This window comes from Crossiella sp. NPDC003009 (assembly GCF_053591555.1).
The window spans coordinates 314,290-327,765 of record NZ_JBSFUA010000002.1 but is presented as its reverse complement, the minus strand read 5'-3'; the positions used below and the strand labels follow the sequence as shown (position 1 = coordinate 327,765).

Sequence of the window (13,476 nt, the reverse complement as noted above, 5' to 3'; positions counted from 1 at the left end):
GATGTTCGACGCGGATGTGCTCGTGGTCGGGGCCGGCGCGGCCGGGCTGGGCGCGGCGCGGGCGCTGGCCGACGCCGGCAAGCGGGTGCTGGTGGTCGAGGCCAGGGACCGGATCGGCGGGCGGCTGTGGACCGACCGCGCGGCGATGCCGGTGCCGGTGGAGCTGGGCGCGGAGCTGGTGCACGGCAGCCGGGTCTCCACCTGGCCGCTGCTGCGCCGGGTCCGGACCAGGCCGCTGGGCGCCTACATCCGGCGCACCGCCGAGGCGCGGTGGATCTCGGAGAGCTCGCGGCGGGTCTGGCACATGCCGCACGGGCGGCCCGCGCACGACGGCCCGGTGCCCGACCCGCTGCCGGGTGAGGACGCGGAGAGCTACCTGACCAGGGTTGGCCTGCCCAGGGGCAACCTGCCGCTGGCCGTGCTGGCCATGGAGGCCGATCTCGGCTCGCTGCGGGAGCAACCGGCGGGCGAGGGCGTGCTGCTGGCCGAGGCGCTGCTCAACGGACGGCTGCCGGACCTGACCTGGCGGGAGGGCGGCGACTTCCGGGTGCTCGGCGGCTACGACCAGGTGCTCGCGCCACTGGCCGCCGGGCTGGACCTGCGCACCGGGGTGGTGGTGCGGCGGGTCGAGCACGGGCCGGACGGGGTGGCGCTGCACATCGCGGACGGCACGGTGCTGCGCGGGCGGCGGTGCGTGCTCACCCTGCCGCTGGGCGTGCTGTGGGCAGGCTCGGTCGAGTTCACCCCGCCGCTGCCCGAGGACCGCCGGCGCGCCCTGGAAAGGCTTTACCCCTTGCCGGTGGCCAAGATCCTGCTGGAGTTCCCGCGCCCGGTGCTGCCCAAGCGGGGCCACGCCTTCGCCGACTTCTCCGACGGCCCGTGCGCGGTCTGGGACGCCTCGGCCGGGATCCGCGGCTACCGGGGACAGGTCGTGGTGACCTGGGCGGTCGGCGAGGCCGCGCGCGAGCTGTGGGCACTGCCGGAGACCCAGCGCGCGCACCGGGCACTGCTCGCGGTGCGCCGGATCAGCGGGCGGCCGGACATCCGGCACACCAGGGCGGTGTGGCACGACTGGGCTTCGGACCCGTTCGCCCTCGGCGCCTACGTGCTGCGGCCGGAGCCCGCGGCGGCGCGGCTGGTGACCGCGCCGCTGGGCGAGACCGTGGCCTGGGGCGGCGTGATCGAGTCCACTGTGGACAGTGCGCTGGACTCGGGGCGGGCGGGCGCGGAGTGGGTGCTCGGACGGGGCTAGTCGCCCAGGTTCTGCTGCATGGCCTCCTTGGCCTTGCGGGCCATGTCCGCCACCGCGGCGCGCCGGGCCGCGTCTGCCTCGTAGTCCGCGCGCCGGTCCCGCACCACCCGGGCAGGCGCGCCGACCGCGATCGAGTACTCCGGCACATCGCCCTTGACCACCGCGTGCGCGCCCAGCACACAGCCCCGGCCGACCCTGGTGCCGCGCAGCACGGTCACCTTGGTCGCCAGCCAGCAGTCCGGGCCGAGGCGGACCGGGGTCTTCACGATGCCCTGGTCCTTGATCGGCTGGTGGATGTCCGCGGTGACGTGGTCGAAGTCGCAGATGTAGACCCAGTCCGCGACCAGCGTGGAGTCGCCGATCTCGATGTCGAGGTAGCAGTTGACCACGTTGTCCTTGCCGAAGACCGCCTTGTCGCCGATGCGCAGCGAACCCTCGTGGCAGCGGATGGCGTTGCCGTCCCCGATGTGCACCCAGCGCCCGATCTCCAGCCGCCCGTACCCCGGCCGACAGTGCAGGTCGACCTTGCGGCCGAGGAAGACCATGCCGCGCAGGACCACGTGCGGGTTGAGCAGCCGGAAGCGGAACAGCCGCCAGTAGCGGACCAGGTACCAGGGCGTCCAGGCGCGGTTGCGGACCACCCAGCGCAGGGAGTCCATGGTCAGGAACTTCGCCTGCCGGGGGTCCCGCCGTGACTTCCGCCACGAACCCAGACGCGACGCGAGCGGCGCGCCCCACATGCTCGTCATGAATTGGGAACCCTAACGGGCCAGTGCTGGGTGTGTCTGCCCGGTCGTGCCCGCGATAGCCGCGCCGAGCCGGTCGCTGGCGGCACGGCCGGAACGCCCGAATACTCCCGGTATGAGGCCGTTCCGGCCGCACCGCCAGCGACCGGCTCGATCACGACTCTCGCAGACACGACCGGACAGACACACCCAGGGCAGGATAGGCCTGTGCCTGTATCCATCACCGTCGTCGGCAGCGTCAATCTTGATCTCATCGCGCGACTGCCCGCCCTGCCCCAGCCCGGCGAGACCCTCACCGCCACCCACTACGCCCAGGCCCCCGGCGGCAAGGGGGCGAACCAGGCGCTGGCCGCGCGCCGCCTCGGCGCGGACGTGCGGCTGGTCGCCGCGGTCGGCACCGACGCGCTGGCTGCCGAGGCGCTGGCGCTGCTGCGCGCGGACGGGGTCGACCTGTCCGAGCTGACCGAGGTCCCGGGGTCGACCGGGCTGGCGCTGATCGAGGTGGACGAGTCCGCGGAGACCACCATCGTGGTGGTGCCCGGCGCGAACGCCCACCTGGAGGTCACGCCCGCGCAGGTGGCCGGCTCCGACGGGGTGCTCACCGTGCTGGAGGTGCCGGAGGCAGCCGTGGTGGCCGCGGCCGAGCACGCCACCGGCTTCTTCGCGCTCAACGCCGCGCCGGCCCGCCCGGTGCCGGATGCGGTGCTGCGCCGGGCCGACCTGGTCGTGGTCAACCGCGGCGAGTTCGAGGCGATCAAGAACATCGGGCTGGCCCGCACGGTCGCGATCACCCACGGCGCGGCGGGCGCGGAGCTGCGCAGGGACGGCGTGAAGGTGGCCGGGGCCGCGCCGCCGGAGGTCACCGCGGTGGACGGCACCGCGGCCGGGGACGCCTTCACCGCCGCGCTCATGCTCGGCCTGCTGGAGGGCCGCTCCGACACCGAGGCGCTGCGCCGGGCCTGCGCGGTCGGCGCGCTCACCGCCACCCGGCACGGCGCCCAGCCCGCGCTGCCCACCCGCGACGAGGTCGAGGAGGTGCTCGCATGAGCCCCACACCCCTGATCCTGGACACCGACCCCGGCATCGACGACGCAGTGGCCTTCCTGTTCGCGGTGAACAGCCCCGAGCTGGACCTGCGCGCGGTGACCACCGTCTTCGGCAACGTCGGACCCGAGCTGACCAGCGCGAACGCCCTGCGGCTGCTGACCATGCTGGGCCGCACCGACGTGCCGGTGGGCATCGGCGCGGACCGGCCGCTGGTGTACCCGGCGGCATTCCGCGCGGAGGGCTGGCACGGCGCGGACGGCCTGGGTGGCCAGTCCGCGCTGCTGCCCGAGGCCACCGCAGCGCCGGACCCGCGCGGCGCGGTGCAGCTGATGGCCGACACCCTGCGCGAGGCCGAGTCACCGGTGGCCATCGTGGCCATCGGCCCGCTGACCAACGTGGCGCTGCTGCTGGCCAGCTATCCGGAGCTCAAGCCCAAGATCGGCCGACTGTCGATCATGGGTGGCGGGCTGGCCAGCGGGAACACCACCCCGGCCGCCGAGTTCAACATCTGGAGCGACCCGGAGGCCGCGCGCCGGGTGCTGGTCGAGGAGGACGTGCCGACCAGCCTGGTCCCGCTGGACCTGTCGCTGCGCTGCGCCGTGGACGGCCCCTGGCTGGACCGGCTCGCCGCGGCGGGCGGCCCGGCGGCCACGCTGGCCAAGGTGGTGGACCACTACCGGCGGCAGTACCTGGCCTTCTACGGCGTGGACGAGGTCGCCCTGCACGACGTGCTCGCCGTGCTGGAGGTGGCCAGGCCGGGCATGCTGCGGCGGACCGCACTGCCGGTGGAGGTGGACTGCGGCACCGGGCCCGGCCGCGGCGCGACCTTCGGCAACCGGATGCCGGATGCCACCGGCCGCCGGATCGACGTGCTGCTGGAGGCCGACGTGGCCGAGGTCAGCCGGTTCGTGCTGGCACGGCTCACCACACCGGTCGCGTCCGAACTGTCCCGATGAGCTCCGTGCCTCTTCGGCCAGTTCGCCTGGGCACTACAGGCACACTCTCCCCGCGATCCGGTCGCCGCCGCTGGTTCCCGGCCAGCATCATGGGGATGACGGTGAATCAGCGAAGATTCGCAGCGGTGCTTGCCACCCTCTGCGTGGTGCTCGGAATCGGGTTCGTCGGTGTCCCGCCCGCGGTGGCCGCCGGGCAACGGCCGATCTACGCCATCGCGCACCGGGTCAACACGCCGGACGGGGTGCGGGCCGCGATCAAGCACGGGGCCAATGCCATCGAGATCGACATGTGCGCCTGGTGGAACCCGAACGAATGGCGCGCCTGGCACGACTGCTCCTCGGCCGGGAACAACCGGTACGGCCCCAGCGTGGACACCATGTTCGACCTGATCGTGGCCGAGGCGCGGGCCGGCCGGCGGCTGTCCCTGGTCTGGCTGGACATCAAGGACCCCAACTACTGCGGCGAGGCGCCCAACCGCACGTGCAGCGTCGCCGGGCTGCGGGACAAGGCGCAGAAGCTGACCGCGGCAGGCATCCAGGTGCTCTACGGGTTCTACGAGTACCACCCCGGCAGCAACCCGGACGTGGGCGGCCGGGGCTGGCAAAGCCTGCAGGGCAAGCTCGGCAACCTGGAGGGCATCGTCACCACCGGATCCCTGGGCACGGTGCAGGGCGTCTACGCCAAACACGGCGCGGGGCTGCCGAACGGCCGCCGGGCGATGGACTACGGCGACTCGGACATCCGCAAGGGGTTCGGCAACTGCACCGAGGCCACCTACTACACCTGCACCGAGCTGAAGAAGGCGGCCAGGTACCGCGACTCCGGCGCGCTCGCGGCCACGTTCTCCTGGACCACCGACTACGACGACCCCTGGTACGTGGACAAGCTGCTCGGCGAGGCCGGCGTCAACGGCATCATCGCCGGCTGGGCCAAGCACCGGGTGACCGAGTACAACGACGGCTGGGAGTGCTCGCAGTCCATCGCGGCGGTCCGCAACTGGGTCAGCCGGCACGGCGGCACGCACCGCATGGCCAACCCCGGCGACCGGCTGTTCCGGTAGGCCCGGCGCCCCGGCTACGCGCTGACACTTGTCCCGGCAACGGTCAACCGGCCGGGTACATGCGTGGAACCCTCGGGTGACCCGGCGTCCCCGAGGGTTCCGCCGCCGTGCCGGACGTGCGACAAGGATGGGGTGTTCACGACCGCCCGTCGCACCGCCCGCATCCGTGCCGCCGCCGTTCCCCACCGACTGCTGAGCCTGTCCCTGCTGCTGACCTGCCTGGCCGGGCTGCTCGCCATCCCGGCCGTCCCCGCTTCGGCCCGCGTCCGCGCGGTGCAGGAGCTGCCCACGGATCTGGAGAAGATCCGCGCGGGCGAGTCGACCTCGCTGTACGGCAGCCCGGAACTGCGGCCGCTGGAACAGCGCAAGTCGTCGGTGGTCAGCCTCGGGGACAGCCAGGTCTCGGGTGAGGGCGTCGGCAACTACGAACCGGGCACGGACGGTCCGCTGAACTTCTGCCACCGCTCGGTGGACGCCGCGGTGCACCAGGCTCGGTTCGACACCGACCTGCGGTTCAACCTGGCGTGCTCCGGTGCGGAGAGCACGCACCTGGTGTACCGCAGCGGCGCCAAGCAGTTCGACGAGCTCAACCAGGGCGACAGCCTGGCGATCAAGGCCCGCAACAGCAGGGTCAGGCTGATCTGGCTGATGTCGGGGGCCAACGACACCGGTGGGCTGGAGTTCGGGCCGCTGGCCAGGGACTGCGCCGGGCGCAGGCTGCTGCTGGTCGGCAACTGCTGGCCGACCTACACCGACGGCATGCAGCAGCGGGCCAACGGCACCCAGGCCGCGCTGGAGAAGGGCATCGCCAGCCTCCGGCAGACCATGCGGGACGCCGGCTACGGCGACGGCGACTACCAGCTCGTCCTCGGCAGCTACCCGAGCCCGCTGGGCCCCGACGTGGAGGACAACCCGAAGTTCCCCGGCTGGAACCAGGGCGGCTGCCTGCTCTACCTCAAGGACCAGGCCTTCGCCCGGAACAAGGTGGTGCCGATGGTGGAGCGCGCGATCCGGCAGGCCGCGAAGAACACCGGCGTCCGCTACCTGGACACCAGCCGCCTGCTGCACGGGCACGAGGTGTGCTCGGACCTCCCGTGGGCGCGCGGGCTGACCTTCCTGGGCAGCCAGCAGTCCTTCCACCCCAACGAGGCTGGCCACACCGCCTACGGCGACTGTCTGACCGCCTTCTACGCCAACCCGAGCTGGCCGGAGGGCACCTGCGTGGACCCGGCCAGCACCGGCACCGCCACGCTCTACCGCGGCCTGCTGGACTTCCGGCAGCTGCGCAACGCCAAGACCAGCCTGTGCGCCGACGCCGAGGGCTACTCCACCAGGGTCGGCTACAAGCTGCTGGCCTGGAACTGCACCGGTGGTGGCAACCAGGGCTTCTGGCGGGACCCGGCCACCGCGGCGCTGCACATCGAGCTGAACCACGACCGCTGCCTCGGCCCGGCCGGTCCGACCCTGGCCCCCGGCGCGGCCATCCAGCTGCAGGAGTGCACCGGCGCGGCCAACCAGCGCTGGGCGCTCGTGGAGGGCCTGCTGCGCTCCACCGCCAACCCGGCGGTCTGCCTGGCCCCGGCGAACGGGACCGCGGGCGCGGCGATCCAGCTGGCCAACTGCAACCCGGCCGACCCGGCCCAGGGCTGGAGCTTCGAGCCGCAGACCGGCGGCACCGGCTTCGGTCACGCCGACTGGATCCCCAGCAGCGCCTACTGACTCACCTGGCGGCGCCGCGGAACTCTCACATCGGCGCGCCGCAGAACTGGCAGATGGGCGCGCCGGTGGCGGACTGGCAGTGCCTGCCGTCCGGGCTGACCGGGCACTCCGGGCGGGCCGCCGGCGCGGCGCGGCCCCGGGTCGCGCCGCCGGGCAGCGCCCGCCGGATCCGCGTCAACACCTCGTCGGCCGTCCCGGCCCCCGCCTCCCTCATGCCGTCAGGGTGCCCAGCCGGGCTGTGGGTTGTCCGTGGATCACCCGGCCCGTGCGCCGAGCGGAGGCTGTGCGTCGGGCGGCGGCCGTCACCCCACGGTGAGCGGCAACTTGCCACCCACCGCGAGGTCGCGGCTCACCAGCTAGGGCTTGGTGCCGGTGATCAGCACGTTGTAGAAGGCCTCCCGGGGGATGATCCCGGTGAGCAGCTTCTCGTCCACCCAGGACAGTCGCTGCCAGGTGCGGTAGGCGAACATCGCCCAGTTGAAGCCGAGCTTCTCCCTGGGCACCGCGGCCTCGAAGGTGCGCACCGGCCAGCCGAACAGGGCCGCGGTCAGCTCCTCGGTGCTCGCCTTCACCCCGCTCGCGCCGGCCGCGCGGGCCATCCGCTCCAGCTCGGTCGGGTCGAAGGTGTGCAGGTCCACCACGGCCTCCAGGGCCGCGGCCCTGGACGACTCGTCCAGCTCGGCCTGCGGGCGGCGCCAGGAGTCCAGCACCGGCAGCTTGGTCAGGTTGGTGGTCAGCCACCAGGTCAGGCGGCCGAGGCGGCGGGCGTAGAAGTCGCCGACCTTGGTCGGCTCACCGGCGAAGACGAACCGGCCGCCGGGCTTGAGCACCCGCAGCACCTCGGCGAAGGCGGCCTGCACGTCCGGGATGTGGTGCAGCACCGCGTGCCCGACCACCAGGTCGAAGCTCTCGTCCTCGTACGGGATCCGCTCGGCGTCGGCGACCCGGCCGTCCACGTCCAGGTCCAGGTTCTTCGCGTTGCGCAGCGCGACCTCGACCATGCCCGGTGAGAGGTCGGTGACCGAGCCCTTCTTGGCCACCCCGCCCTGCATCAGGTTGAGCAGGAAGAACCCGGTGCCCGAGCCCAGCTCCATGGCGTGCTCGTACGGGCCCGCGTCACCGGCCGCGGCCTTGAACCGGCCGACCGCGTAGTCGATGCAGCGCTCGTCGTAGGAGATGGACCACTTCTCGTCGTAGGTGCCCGCCTCCCAGTCGTGGTAGAGCACGTTGGCGAGCTTGGGGTCCCGGAAGGCCGCCTCGACCTCTTCGGCCGTGGCGTGCGGGTTGGGGGTGGGGTCAGCGGCCAACGAACTTCGCCTTTCCGGGACCGTTCTCCACGAACGAACGCATGCCGATCTTCTGGTCCTCGGTGGCGAACAGCGCGGAGAACAGGTGGCTCTCCAGCTTCAGCCCGCTGCCGAGGTCGTTGTCCAGCCCGCCGTCGATGGCGGCCTTGGCCGCGGCCAGCGCGGCGGCCGGACCGCTGACGAACTGCCCGGCGTAGCGCAGCGCGGCGGCGTAGACGTCCTCCGGCCCGACCACCTCGTCCACCATGCCGATCCGCAGCGCCTCCTCGGCGCCGACGAACCGCCCGGTGAACACGATGTCCTTGGCCTTGCTCGGCCCGACCAGCCTGGCCAGCCGCTGGGTGCCGCCCGCGCCGGGGATGATGCCGAGCAGGATCTCCGGCTGCCCCAGCTTCGCGTTGTCCCCGGCGATCCGCCGGTCGCAGCACAGCGCCAGCTCGAACCCGCCGCCGAGCGCGTACCCGGTGATCGCGGCCACGGTCGGCTTCGGGATCTGCGCCACCGCGGTGAACGCGGAGCTCAGTGCCCCGGCCCGCGCGGACATCTCCGCGTAGGACGTGTCCGCCATCTCCTTGATGTCCGCACCGGCCGCGAACACCTTCTCGCCGCCGTAGACGATCACCGCACGGACGTCGTCCCTGGTGGCAGCCTCGGTCGCGGCGGCCCGGATCTCCTCCTGGACCTGCTTGTTCAGCGCGTTCATCGGCGGCCGGTCCAACCGGATGGTGCCCACCCCGCCGTCGACTTCGAGCCTGACGAACTCACCCACGCTGGTGCCCTCCTCGCGCTGACCACAGGCTTACGAGAAGAAGGCTACCGCGCAGTAACCCGCCTGGCGCCACCGCTCACTTGCGCCAGGCGAAGAAGCGGTCGCCGTCGCGCCGCAGGGTCAGGTTCTGGCCGAAGGCGGCCGAGAGGTTCTGCTCGGTCAGCACGTCGTCCAGCAGGCCCTGGGCCACCACGCCGCCCTCGCGCAGCAGCAGCGCGTGCGTGAAGCCCGGCGGGATCTCCTCCACGTGGTGGGTCACCAGCACCATGGCCGGCGCGTCCGGGTCCATGGCCAGCTCGGAAAGCCTGGCCACCAGGTCCTCCCGGCCGCCCAGGTCCAGGCCGGCGGCAGGCTCGTCGAGCAGCAGCATCTCCGGGTCGGTCATCAGCGCGCGGGCGATCAGGGTGCGCTTGCGCTCGCCCTCGCTGAGGGTGCCGAAGGTCCGGTCGCCCAGGTGCGCGATGCCCATGGCCTTGAGCAGCTCGTCGGCGCGGCGGGTGTCCTGCTGGTCGTAGTCCTCGCGCCAGCGGCCCAGCACCGCGTACCCGGCGCTGACCACCAGGTCCCGCACCAGCTCCTCGCCGGGCACCCTGGCCGCCAGCGCGGCGGAACAGAAGCCGATCCTGGGCCGCAGCTCGAAGACATCGGTGCGGCCGATCTTCTCGCCCAGGACGTGCACCGTCCCGTAGGTCGGGTGCATCTCCGCGCCTGCCAGGCGCAGCAGGGTGGTCTTGCCGGCCCCGTTCGGGCCGAGCACCACCCAGCGCTCGTCCAGCTCCACTTGCCAGTCAATCCCGCGGACCAGCGTGGTGCGCCCTCTTCGGACACCCACGGTGTCCATGCGCACCACCAGATCGGTTACATCGACACCGTTGGCCCCGCTGGCCGGCAGCCCGCCGTGCTCGGTCACGGACCCCATTCTTGTCATCCCGCTCGCGGGCCCGTCCACCGGGGAGGCAGGCTGTCCCCTCGACGCTCCCGCAACCGGCCCCGGAGGAGGCAAGATCAAGGGCATGACTGCCGACGACGAGACCCAGGTGCTCGCCGGCGCGCCGTTCCCGCTCGGCGCGCATCCGGAACCCGGCGGAGTCCGCTTCGCGGTGGCGTCGGCATCCGCCGAGGCAGTCGAGGTGTGCCTGGTGGACGACGGGCCGGACGGCCGCCTGGTGGAGCGGCGGTTCGAGCTGACCCAGCGGACCTTCGGCGTCTGGCACGGCCTGATCCCCGGCGTGGCGCCCGGCCAGCGCTACGGCTACCGGGTGCACGGGCCGTACGAGCCCTACCGGGGAGTGCGCTGCAACCCGGCCAAGATCCTCCTCGACCCCTACGCCAGGCGGATCAGCGGCACAGTCACCGATATGGACGCAACGCTCGGCCATCTGGGTGAAGACCCGATGATGGGGGTTCCGTCCGCCGTGGACTCCCTGGGCAGCGTGCCGCTGTCGGTGGTCACCGCGCCCGGCGGGCCGGCGACCGGTCCACGGCCGAACGTGCCGTGGGAGGAGACCGTCGTCTACGAGCTGCACGTGCGCGGCTTCACCCAGCGCCACCCCGCGGTGCCCGAGCACCTGCGCGGCACCTACCTCGGCCTGGCCCACCCGGTGGTCGTCGAGCACCTGGTGCGGCTGGGCGTGACCGCGGTGGAGCTGCTGCCGGTGCACTCCTTCGCCGACGAGCCCGCGCTGGCCCGCGCCGGGCGGCACAACTACTGGGGCTACTCCACGCTGGGCTTCCTGGCCCCGCACGCGGCCTACGCCAGCGAGCCGGGCCGGGAGGTCGAGGAGTTCCGCACCATGGTCGCCGCGCTGCACGAGGCAGGCATCGAGGTGCTGCTGGACGTGGTGTTCAACCACACCTGCGAGGGCGGCTTGGATGGCCCGACGCTGAGCTTCCGCGGCCTGGACGCCCCCGCCTACTACCTGCACGGCCCCAACGGCGGCGGTTACGACCTGACCGGCTGCGGCAACACCCTCGACGCCGGTTCGCCGACGGTGGTCCGGCTGGTCACCGACTCGCTGCGCTACTGGGCGGGCGAGCTGGGCGTGGACGGGTTCCGGTTCGACCTGGCCAGCGTGCTGGGACGGCCCGGCGGCGGTGCGTTCGACCGGCACGCGGCGCTGCTCACCGCGATCACCACCGACCCGCTGCTGTGCCAGACCAAGCTGATCGCCGAGCCGTGGGACGCCACCGGCGAGGGTTACAAGGTCGGTGACTTCGGCGTGCAGTGGGCGGAGTGGAACGGCCGGTTCCGGGACACCGTGCGGGACTTCTGGCGGGCCAGCACCGACGTGCGCGACCTGGCCTACCGGCTCACCGGCTCCTCCGACCTCTACGCCGACGACGGCAGGCGGCCGTGGCAGTCGGTGAACTTCGTCACCGCGCACGACGGCTTCACCCTGCGCGACCTGGTCTCCTACAACGACAAGCACAACGAGGCCAACGGCGAGGACAACCGGGACGGGGCCAATGACAACCGGTCCTGGAACCACGGCGTGGAGGGCGAGACCGCCGACGGCGCGGTGCTCGCGCTGCGCGCCCGGCAGGCCCGCAACCTGATGGGCTCGCTGCTGCTGTCCACCGGGGTGCCGATGCTGACCGCGGGCGATGAGCTGTGGCGGACCCAGGGCGGCAACAACAACGCCTACTGCCAGGACAACGAGACCTCCTGGCTGGACTGGACCGGCCCGACCGTGCCCGGCTCACCGGCCTTCGCGATGCTCGCCTTCACCAGGCGGGTGATCGGGCTGCGCAGGGAGTGCCCCGCGCTGCGGCAGGCCGAGTTCTTCGAGGGCCGGACCACGCCGGAGGACGAGCCGGACCTGGTGTGGCTGCGCCCGGACGGGCAGGAGATGGCCGAGACGGACTGGTTCGACGGGTCCCGGCACACCCTGGGCATGTGGATCGACGGCGCGGACTGCCGCAGCCACACCCGCTCCGGCGCGCAGGCCGAGGACCACTCCTGGCTGCTGGTGCTGCACGCCGACGCCGCGCCGGTGGAGTTCGTGCTGCCGGGGCCGAGCTACGCGAGCTGCTTCGAGCAGGTGCTGGACACCGGCTCGGCCGACGGCGCGCCCACGCTGCCCGGCCCGCTGGCGCCGGGCACGCCGCTGACGGTGCCCGGCCGGACATTGATGTTGCTGCGGGCCACCAGGTGAGACGCCGCTGACAACCGGGTCAGGTTTCTGGCACCATCGAGCCATGATCTGCCCGCCGCTGTGGCGTGACCGCACTGTCGACCTGCTCCGGGTCGCCAGCTGCGTGTGTCCGCTGACGCGGCGCGGCCGCTGAGCTCCTCTCCGCTCGGCGTCACCCTCTCCACTCGCTGGTTCCCGCGTCCGGGACCAGCGCCGCGCCGCGTCCGGCTCCGCACCCCGAAGCCACCCGCGACCTGGAGCGAGCACGTGACCACTTCCCTGTTCCGGCCCGATGTCCACCCCAAGCTGGACCTGCCCTACCTGCACGACCTGCTGCACCCGCGCCGCCCGCTGTGGACCCCGCAGGAGCTGCGCTCACTGACCAGCACGGTGGCCAGCGAGCTGACCACGCCACTGCTGGAGGTCCTGGAGTTCGGCCAGCAACAGCGCTGGTGGGCGCGGCTGGCGCTGACCGAGGGCGTGGAGCTGTGGCTGCTGTCCTGGGCCCAGGACCAGGGCACCGCGCCGCACGACCACGGCGGCGCGTCCGGCTCGTTCACCGTGCTGCTGGGCGAGCTGCGCGAGGACTACCGCTACCCGGGCGGCCCGGTCCGCTCGGCCACCAGGGCCACCGGCGACACGGTCGCCTTCGGCCGCGGCCGCGCGCACCAGGTGCGCAACCTGGGCGCGATCGGCGCGGCCAGCGTGCACGCCTACTCGCCGCCGCTGCTGCCGACCACGGAGTACGCCAGCCTGACCGAGTACACCGCGGTGCCCGAACCCCGAAAGGACTCCTGATGACCGCGACCGCAGAGGACCTGCTCGCCGAAGCCCGTGCCGTGCTGGACCGGGTGGAACCGGCCGCCGCCGAGGAGCTGCGCCAGGCCGGCGCGCTGGTGGTGGACATCCGCCCGATCGCCAACCGGGCCGCCGAGGGCGAGATCCCGGACGCGGTGCCGGTGGAGCGGATCGTGCTGGAGTGGCGGCTGGACCCGCACGGCGAGTTCCGGCTGCCCGGCCTGACCGCGGACCGCCCGGTGATCATCGTGTGCAACGAGGGCTACGCCTCCAGCCTGGCCGCCAGGGACGCCCAGCGGCTGGGCCTGCGCCGGGCCACGGACCTGGTCGGCGGCTTCCGCGGCTGGCAGGCGGCCGGGCTGCCGGTGGTGCCGGGCGGCACGCCCGCGGTGCCGTGAACGATGTCCAGCGCTTTTCCCCCTGGCCGCGGCGGACCCGCCCGATCGGGCGGCAAACCGGTTGCGGCCCAGGGATATCGGTGGCCTGAGTCGGCCCTGACCAGTTCCGGTCCGGCCAGGCCCAGCTCCGGGGCATGCGCCCGCCGGCCGTCCGGCCGCCCGAAAGGGCAGGTGGGTGCGGGACGGCGTTAGCACGCCCACGCGCACCGGCAAGGACCGCCACTGCCCGATCGGGCGGACCTTGCCACCCTCGCATACGTCCTGACGCCCGACGGAACCCCCGCGTACC

At 73.0% G+C, this 13,476-nt stretch carries 13 protein-coding genes; 8 read left to right on the top strand and 5 right to left on the bottom strand.

Annotation, left to right across the window (positions count from 1 at the left end):
• Position 1 precedes the first annotated feature (1 nt).
• Entirely contained in the window at positions 2-1,252 is a 1,251-nt protein-coding gene (locus tag ACWDY5_RS03500; protein WP_449720774.1) for a flavin monoamine oxidase family protein, read from the top strand.
• Here ACWDY5_RS03500 and ACWDY5_RS03495 read toward each other — a convergent pair.
• Entirely contained in the window at positions 1,249-2,001 is a 753-nt protein-coding gene (locus tag ACWDY5_RS03495; protein ID WP_252485034.1) for an acyltransferase, read from the bottom strand. The genes ACWDY5_RS03500 and ACWDY5_RS03495 overlap by 4 nt on opposite strands.
• 204 nt (positions 2,002-2,205) lie before the next feature.
• Between ACWDY5_RS03495 and ACWDY5_RS03490 the strand changes: the two genes are divergently transcribed.
• The 4 genes from ACWDY5_RS03490 (at position 2,206) to ACWDY5_RS03475 (ending at position 6,781) form a co-directional block, all read left to right on the top strand.
• Entirely contained in the window at positions 2,206-3,045 is an 840-nt protein-coding gene (locus tag ACWDY5_RS03490; RefSeq protein ID WP_449720773.1) for a ribokinase, read from the top strand.
• On the top strand, positions 3,042-4,001 hold the full coding sequence (locus ACWDY5_RS03485) for a nucleoside hydrolase (RefSeq protein ID WP_449720772.1): 960 nt from the start codon (positions 3,042-3,044) through the stop codon (positions 3,999-4,001). Before ACWDY5_RS03490 ends, ACWDY5_RS03485 begins: the two co-directional genes overlap by 4 nt.
• 146 nt (positions 4,002-4,147) lie before the next feature.
• Positions 4,148-5,062, top strand: coding sequence for a hypothetical protein (locus ACWDY5_RS03480; RefSeq protein WP_449720771.1), 915 nt, complete (start codon positions 4,148-4,150; stop codon positions 5,060-5,062).
• A 132-nt stretch (positions 5,063-5,194) separates the two neighbouring features.
• A complete protein-coding gene (locus ACWDY5_RS03475; RefSeq protein WP_449720770.1) occupies positions 5,195-6,781 on the top strand; it encodes a ricin-type beta-trefoil lectin domain protein in 1,587 nt (528 codons plus the stop codon).
• Between the two features lie 25 nt (positions 6,782-6,806).
• Here ACWDY5_RS03475 and ACWDY5_RS03470 read toward each other — a convergent pair whose 3' ends face one another.
• The 4 genes from ACWDY5_RS03470 to ACWDY5_RS03455 all read right to left on the bottom strand — a co-directional run bounded on the left by ACWDY5_RS03470 (position 6,807) and on the right by ACWDY5_RS03455 (position 9,698).
• Positions 6,807-6,995: a hypothetical protein gene (locus ACWDY5_RS03470; protein WP_449720769.1), complete on the bottom strand. Its 189-nt coding sequence runs from the start codon at positions 6,993-6,995 to the stop codon at positions 6,807-6,809.
• Between the two features lie 142 nt (positions 6,996-7,137).
• A complete protein-coding gene (locus ACWDY5_RS03465; RefSeq protein ID WP_449720768.1) occupies positions 7,138-8,088 on the bottom strand; it encodes a class I SAM-dependent methyltransferase in 951 nt (316 codons plus the stop codon).
• Entirely contained in the window at positions 8,078-8,857 is a 780-nt protein-coding gene (locus ACWDY5_RS03460) for an enoyl-CoA hydratase/isomerase family protein (protein ID WP_449720767.1), read from the bottom strand. The genes ACWDY5_RS03465 and ACWDY5_RS03460 overlap by 11 nt, the downstream gene beginning before the upstream one ends.
• Before the next feature lie 76 nt (positions 8,858-8,933).
• On the bottom strand, positions 8,934-9,698 hold the full coding sequence (locus ACWDY5_RS03455) for an ABC transporter ATP-binding protein (protein WP_252485054.1): 765 nt from the start codon (positions 9,696-9,698) through the stop codon (positions 8,934-8,936).
• Positions 9,699-9,870: 172 nt separating this feature from the next.
• On the opposite strand from ACWDY5_RS03455, the gene glgX reads away from it, so the two are divergent.
• The 3 genes from glgX (at position 9,871) to ACWDY5_RS03440 (ending at position 13,187) form a co-directional block, all read left to right on the top strand.
• Positions 9,871-12,012 (top strand): glycogen debranching protein GlgX, encoded by a 2,142-nt coding sequence (gene glgX, locus ACWDY5_RS03450; RefSeq protein ID WP_449720766.1) that lies wholly within the window; start codon positions 9,871-9,873, stop codon positions 12,010-12,012.
• A 246-nt stretch (positions 12,013-12,258) separates the two neighbouring features.
• Entirely contained in the window at positions 12,259-12,789 is a 531-nt protein-coding gene (locus ACWDY5_RS03445) for a cysteine dioxygenase (RefSeq protein WP_449720765.1), read from the top strand.
• A complete protein-coding gene (locus tag ACWDY5_RS03440) occupies positions 12,789-13,187 on the top strand; it encodes a rhodanese-like domain-containing protein (RefSeq protein WP_449720764.1) in 399 nt (132 codons plus the stop codon). Before ACWDY5_RS03445 ends, ACWDY5_RS03440 begins: the two co-directional genes overlap by 1 nt.
• Positions 13,188-13,476: the final 289 nt, after the last annotated feature.

Bases quoted from the DNA above. Each gene is read 5' to 3' on its own strand.
- ACWDY5_RS03500 (WP_449720774.1), top strand. From the start codon at position 2: ATGTTCGACGCGGATGTGCTCGTGGTCGGGGCCGGCGCGGCCGGGCTG.
- ACWDY5_RS03495 (WP_252485034.1), bottom strand. From the start codon at position 2,001: ATGACGAGCATGTGGGGCGCGCCGCTCGCGTCGCGTCTGGGTTCGTGG.
- ACWDY5_RS03485 (WP_449720772.1), top strand. From the start codon at position 3,042: ATGAGCCCCACACCCCTGATCCTGGACACCGACCCCGGCATCGACGAC.
- ACWDY5_RS03470 (WP_449720769.1), bottom strand. From the start codon at position 6,995: ATGAGGGAGGCGGGGGCCGGGACGGCCGACGAGGTGTTGACGCGGATC.
- ACWDY5_RS03455 (WP_252485054.1), bottom strand. From the start codon at position 9,698: ATGGACACCGTGGGTGTCCGAAGAGGGCGCACCACGCTGGTCCGCGGG.
- glgX (WP_449720766.1), top strand. From the start codon at position 9,871: ATGACTGCCGACGACGAGACCCAGGTGCTCGCCGGCGCGCCGTTCCCG.
- ACWDY5_RS03440 (WP_449720764.1), top strand. From the start codon at position 12,789: ATGACCGCGACCGCAGAGGACCTGCTCGCCGAAGCCCGTGCCGTGCTG.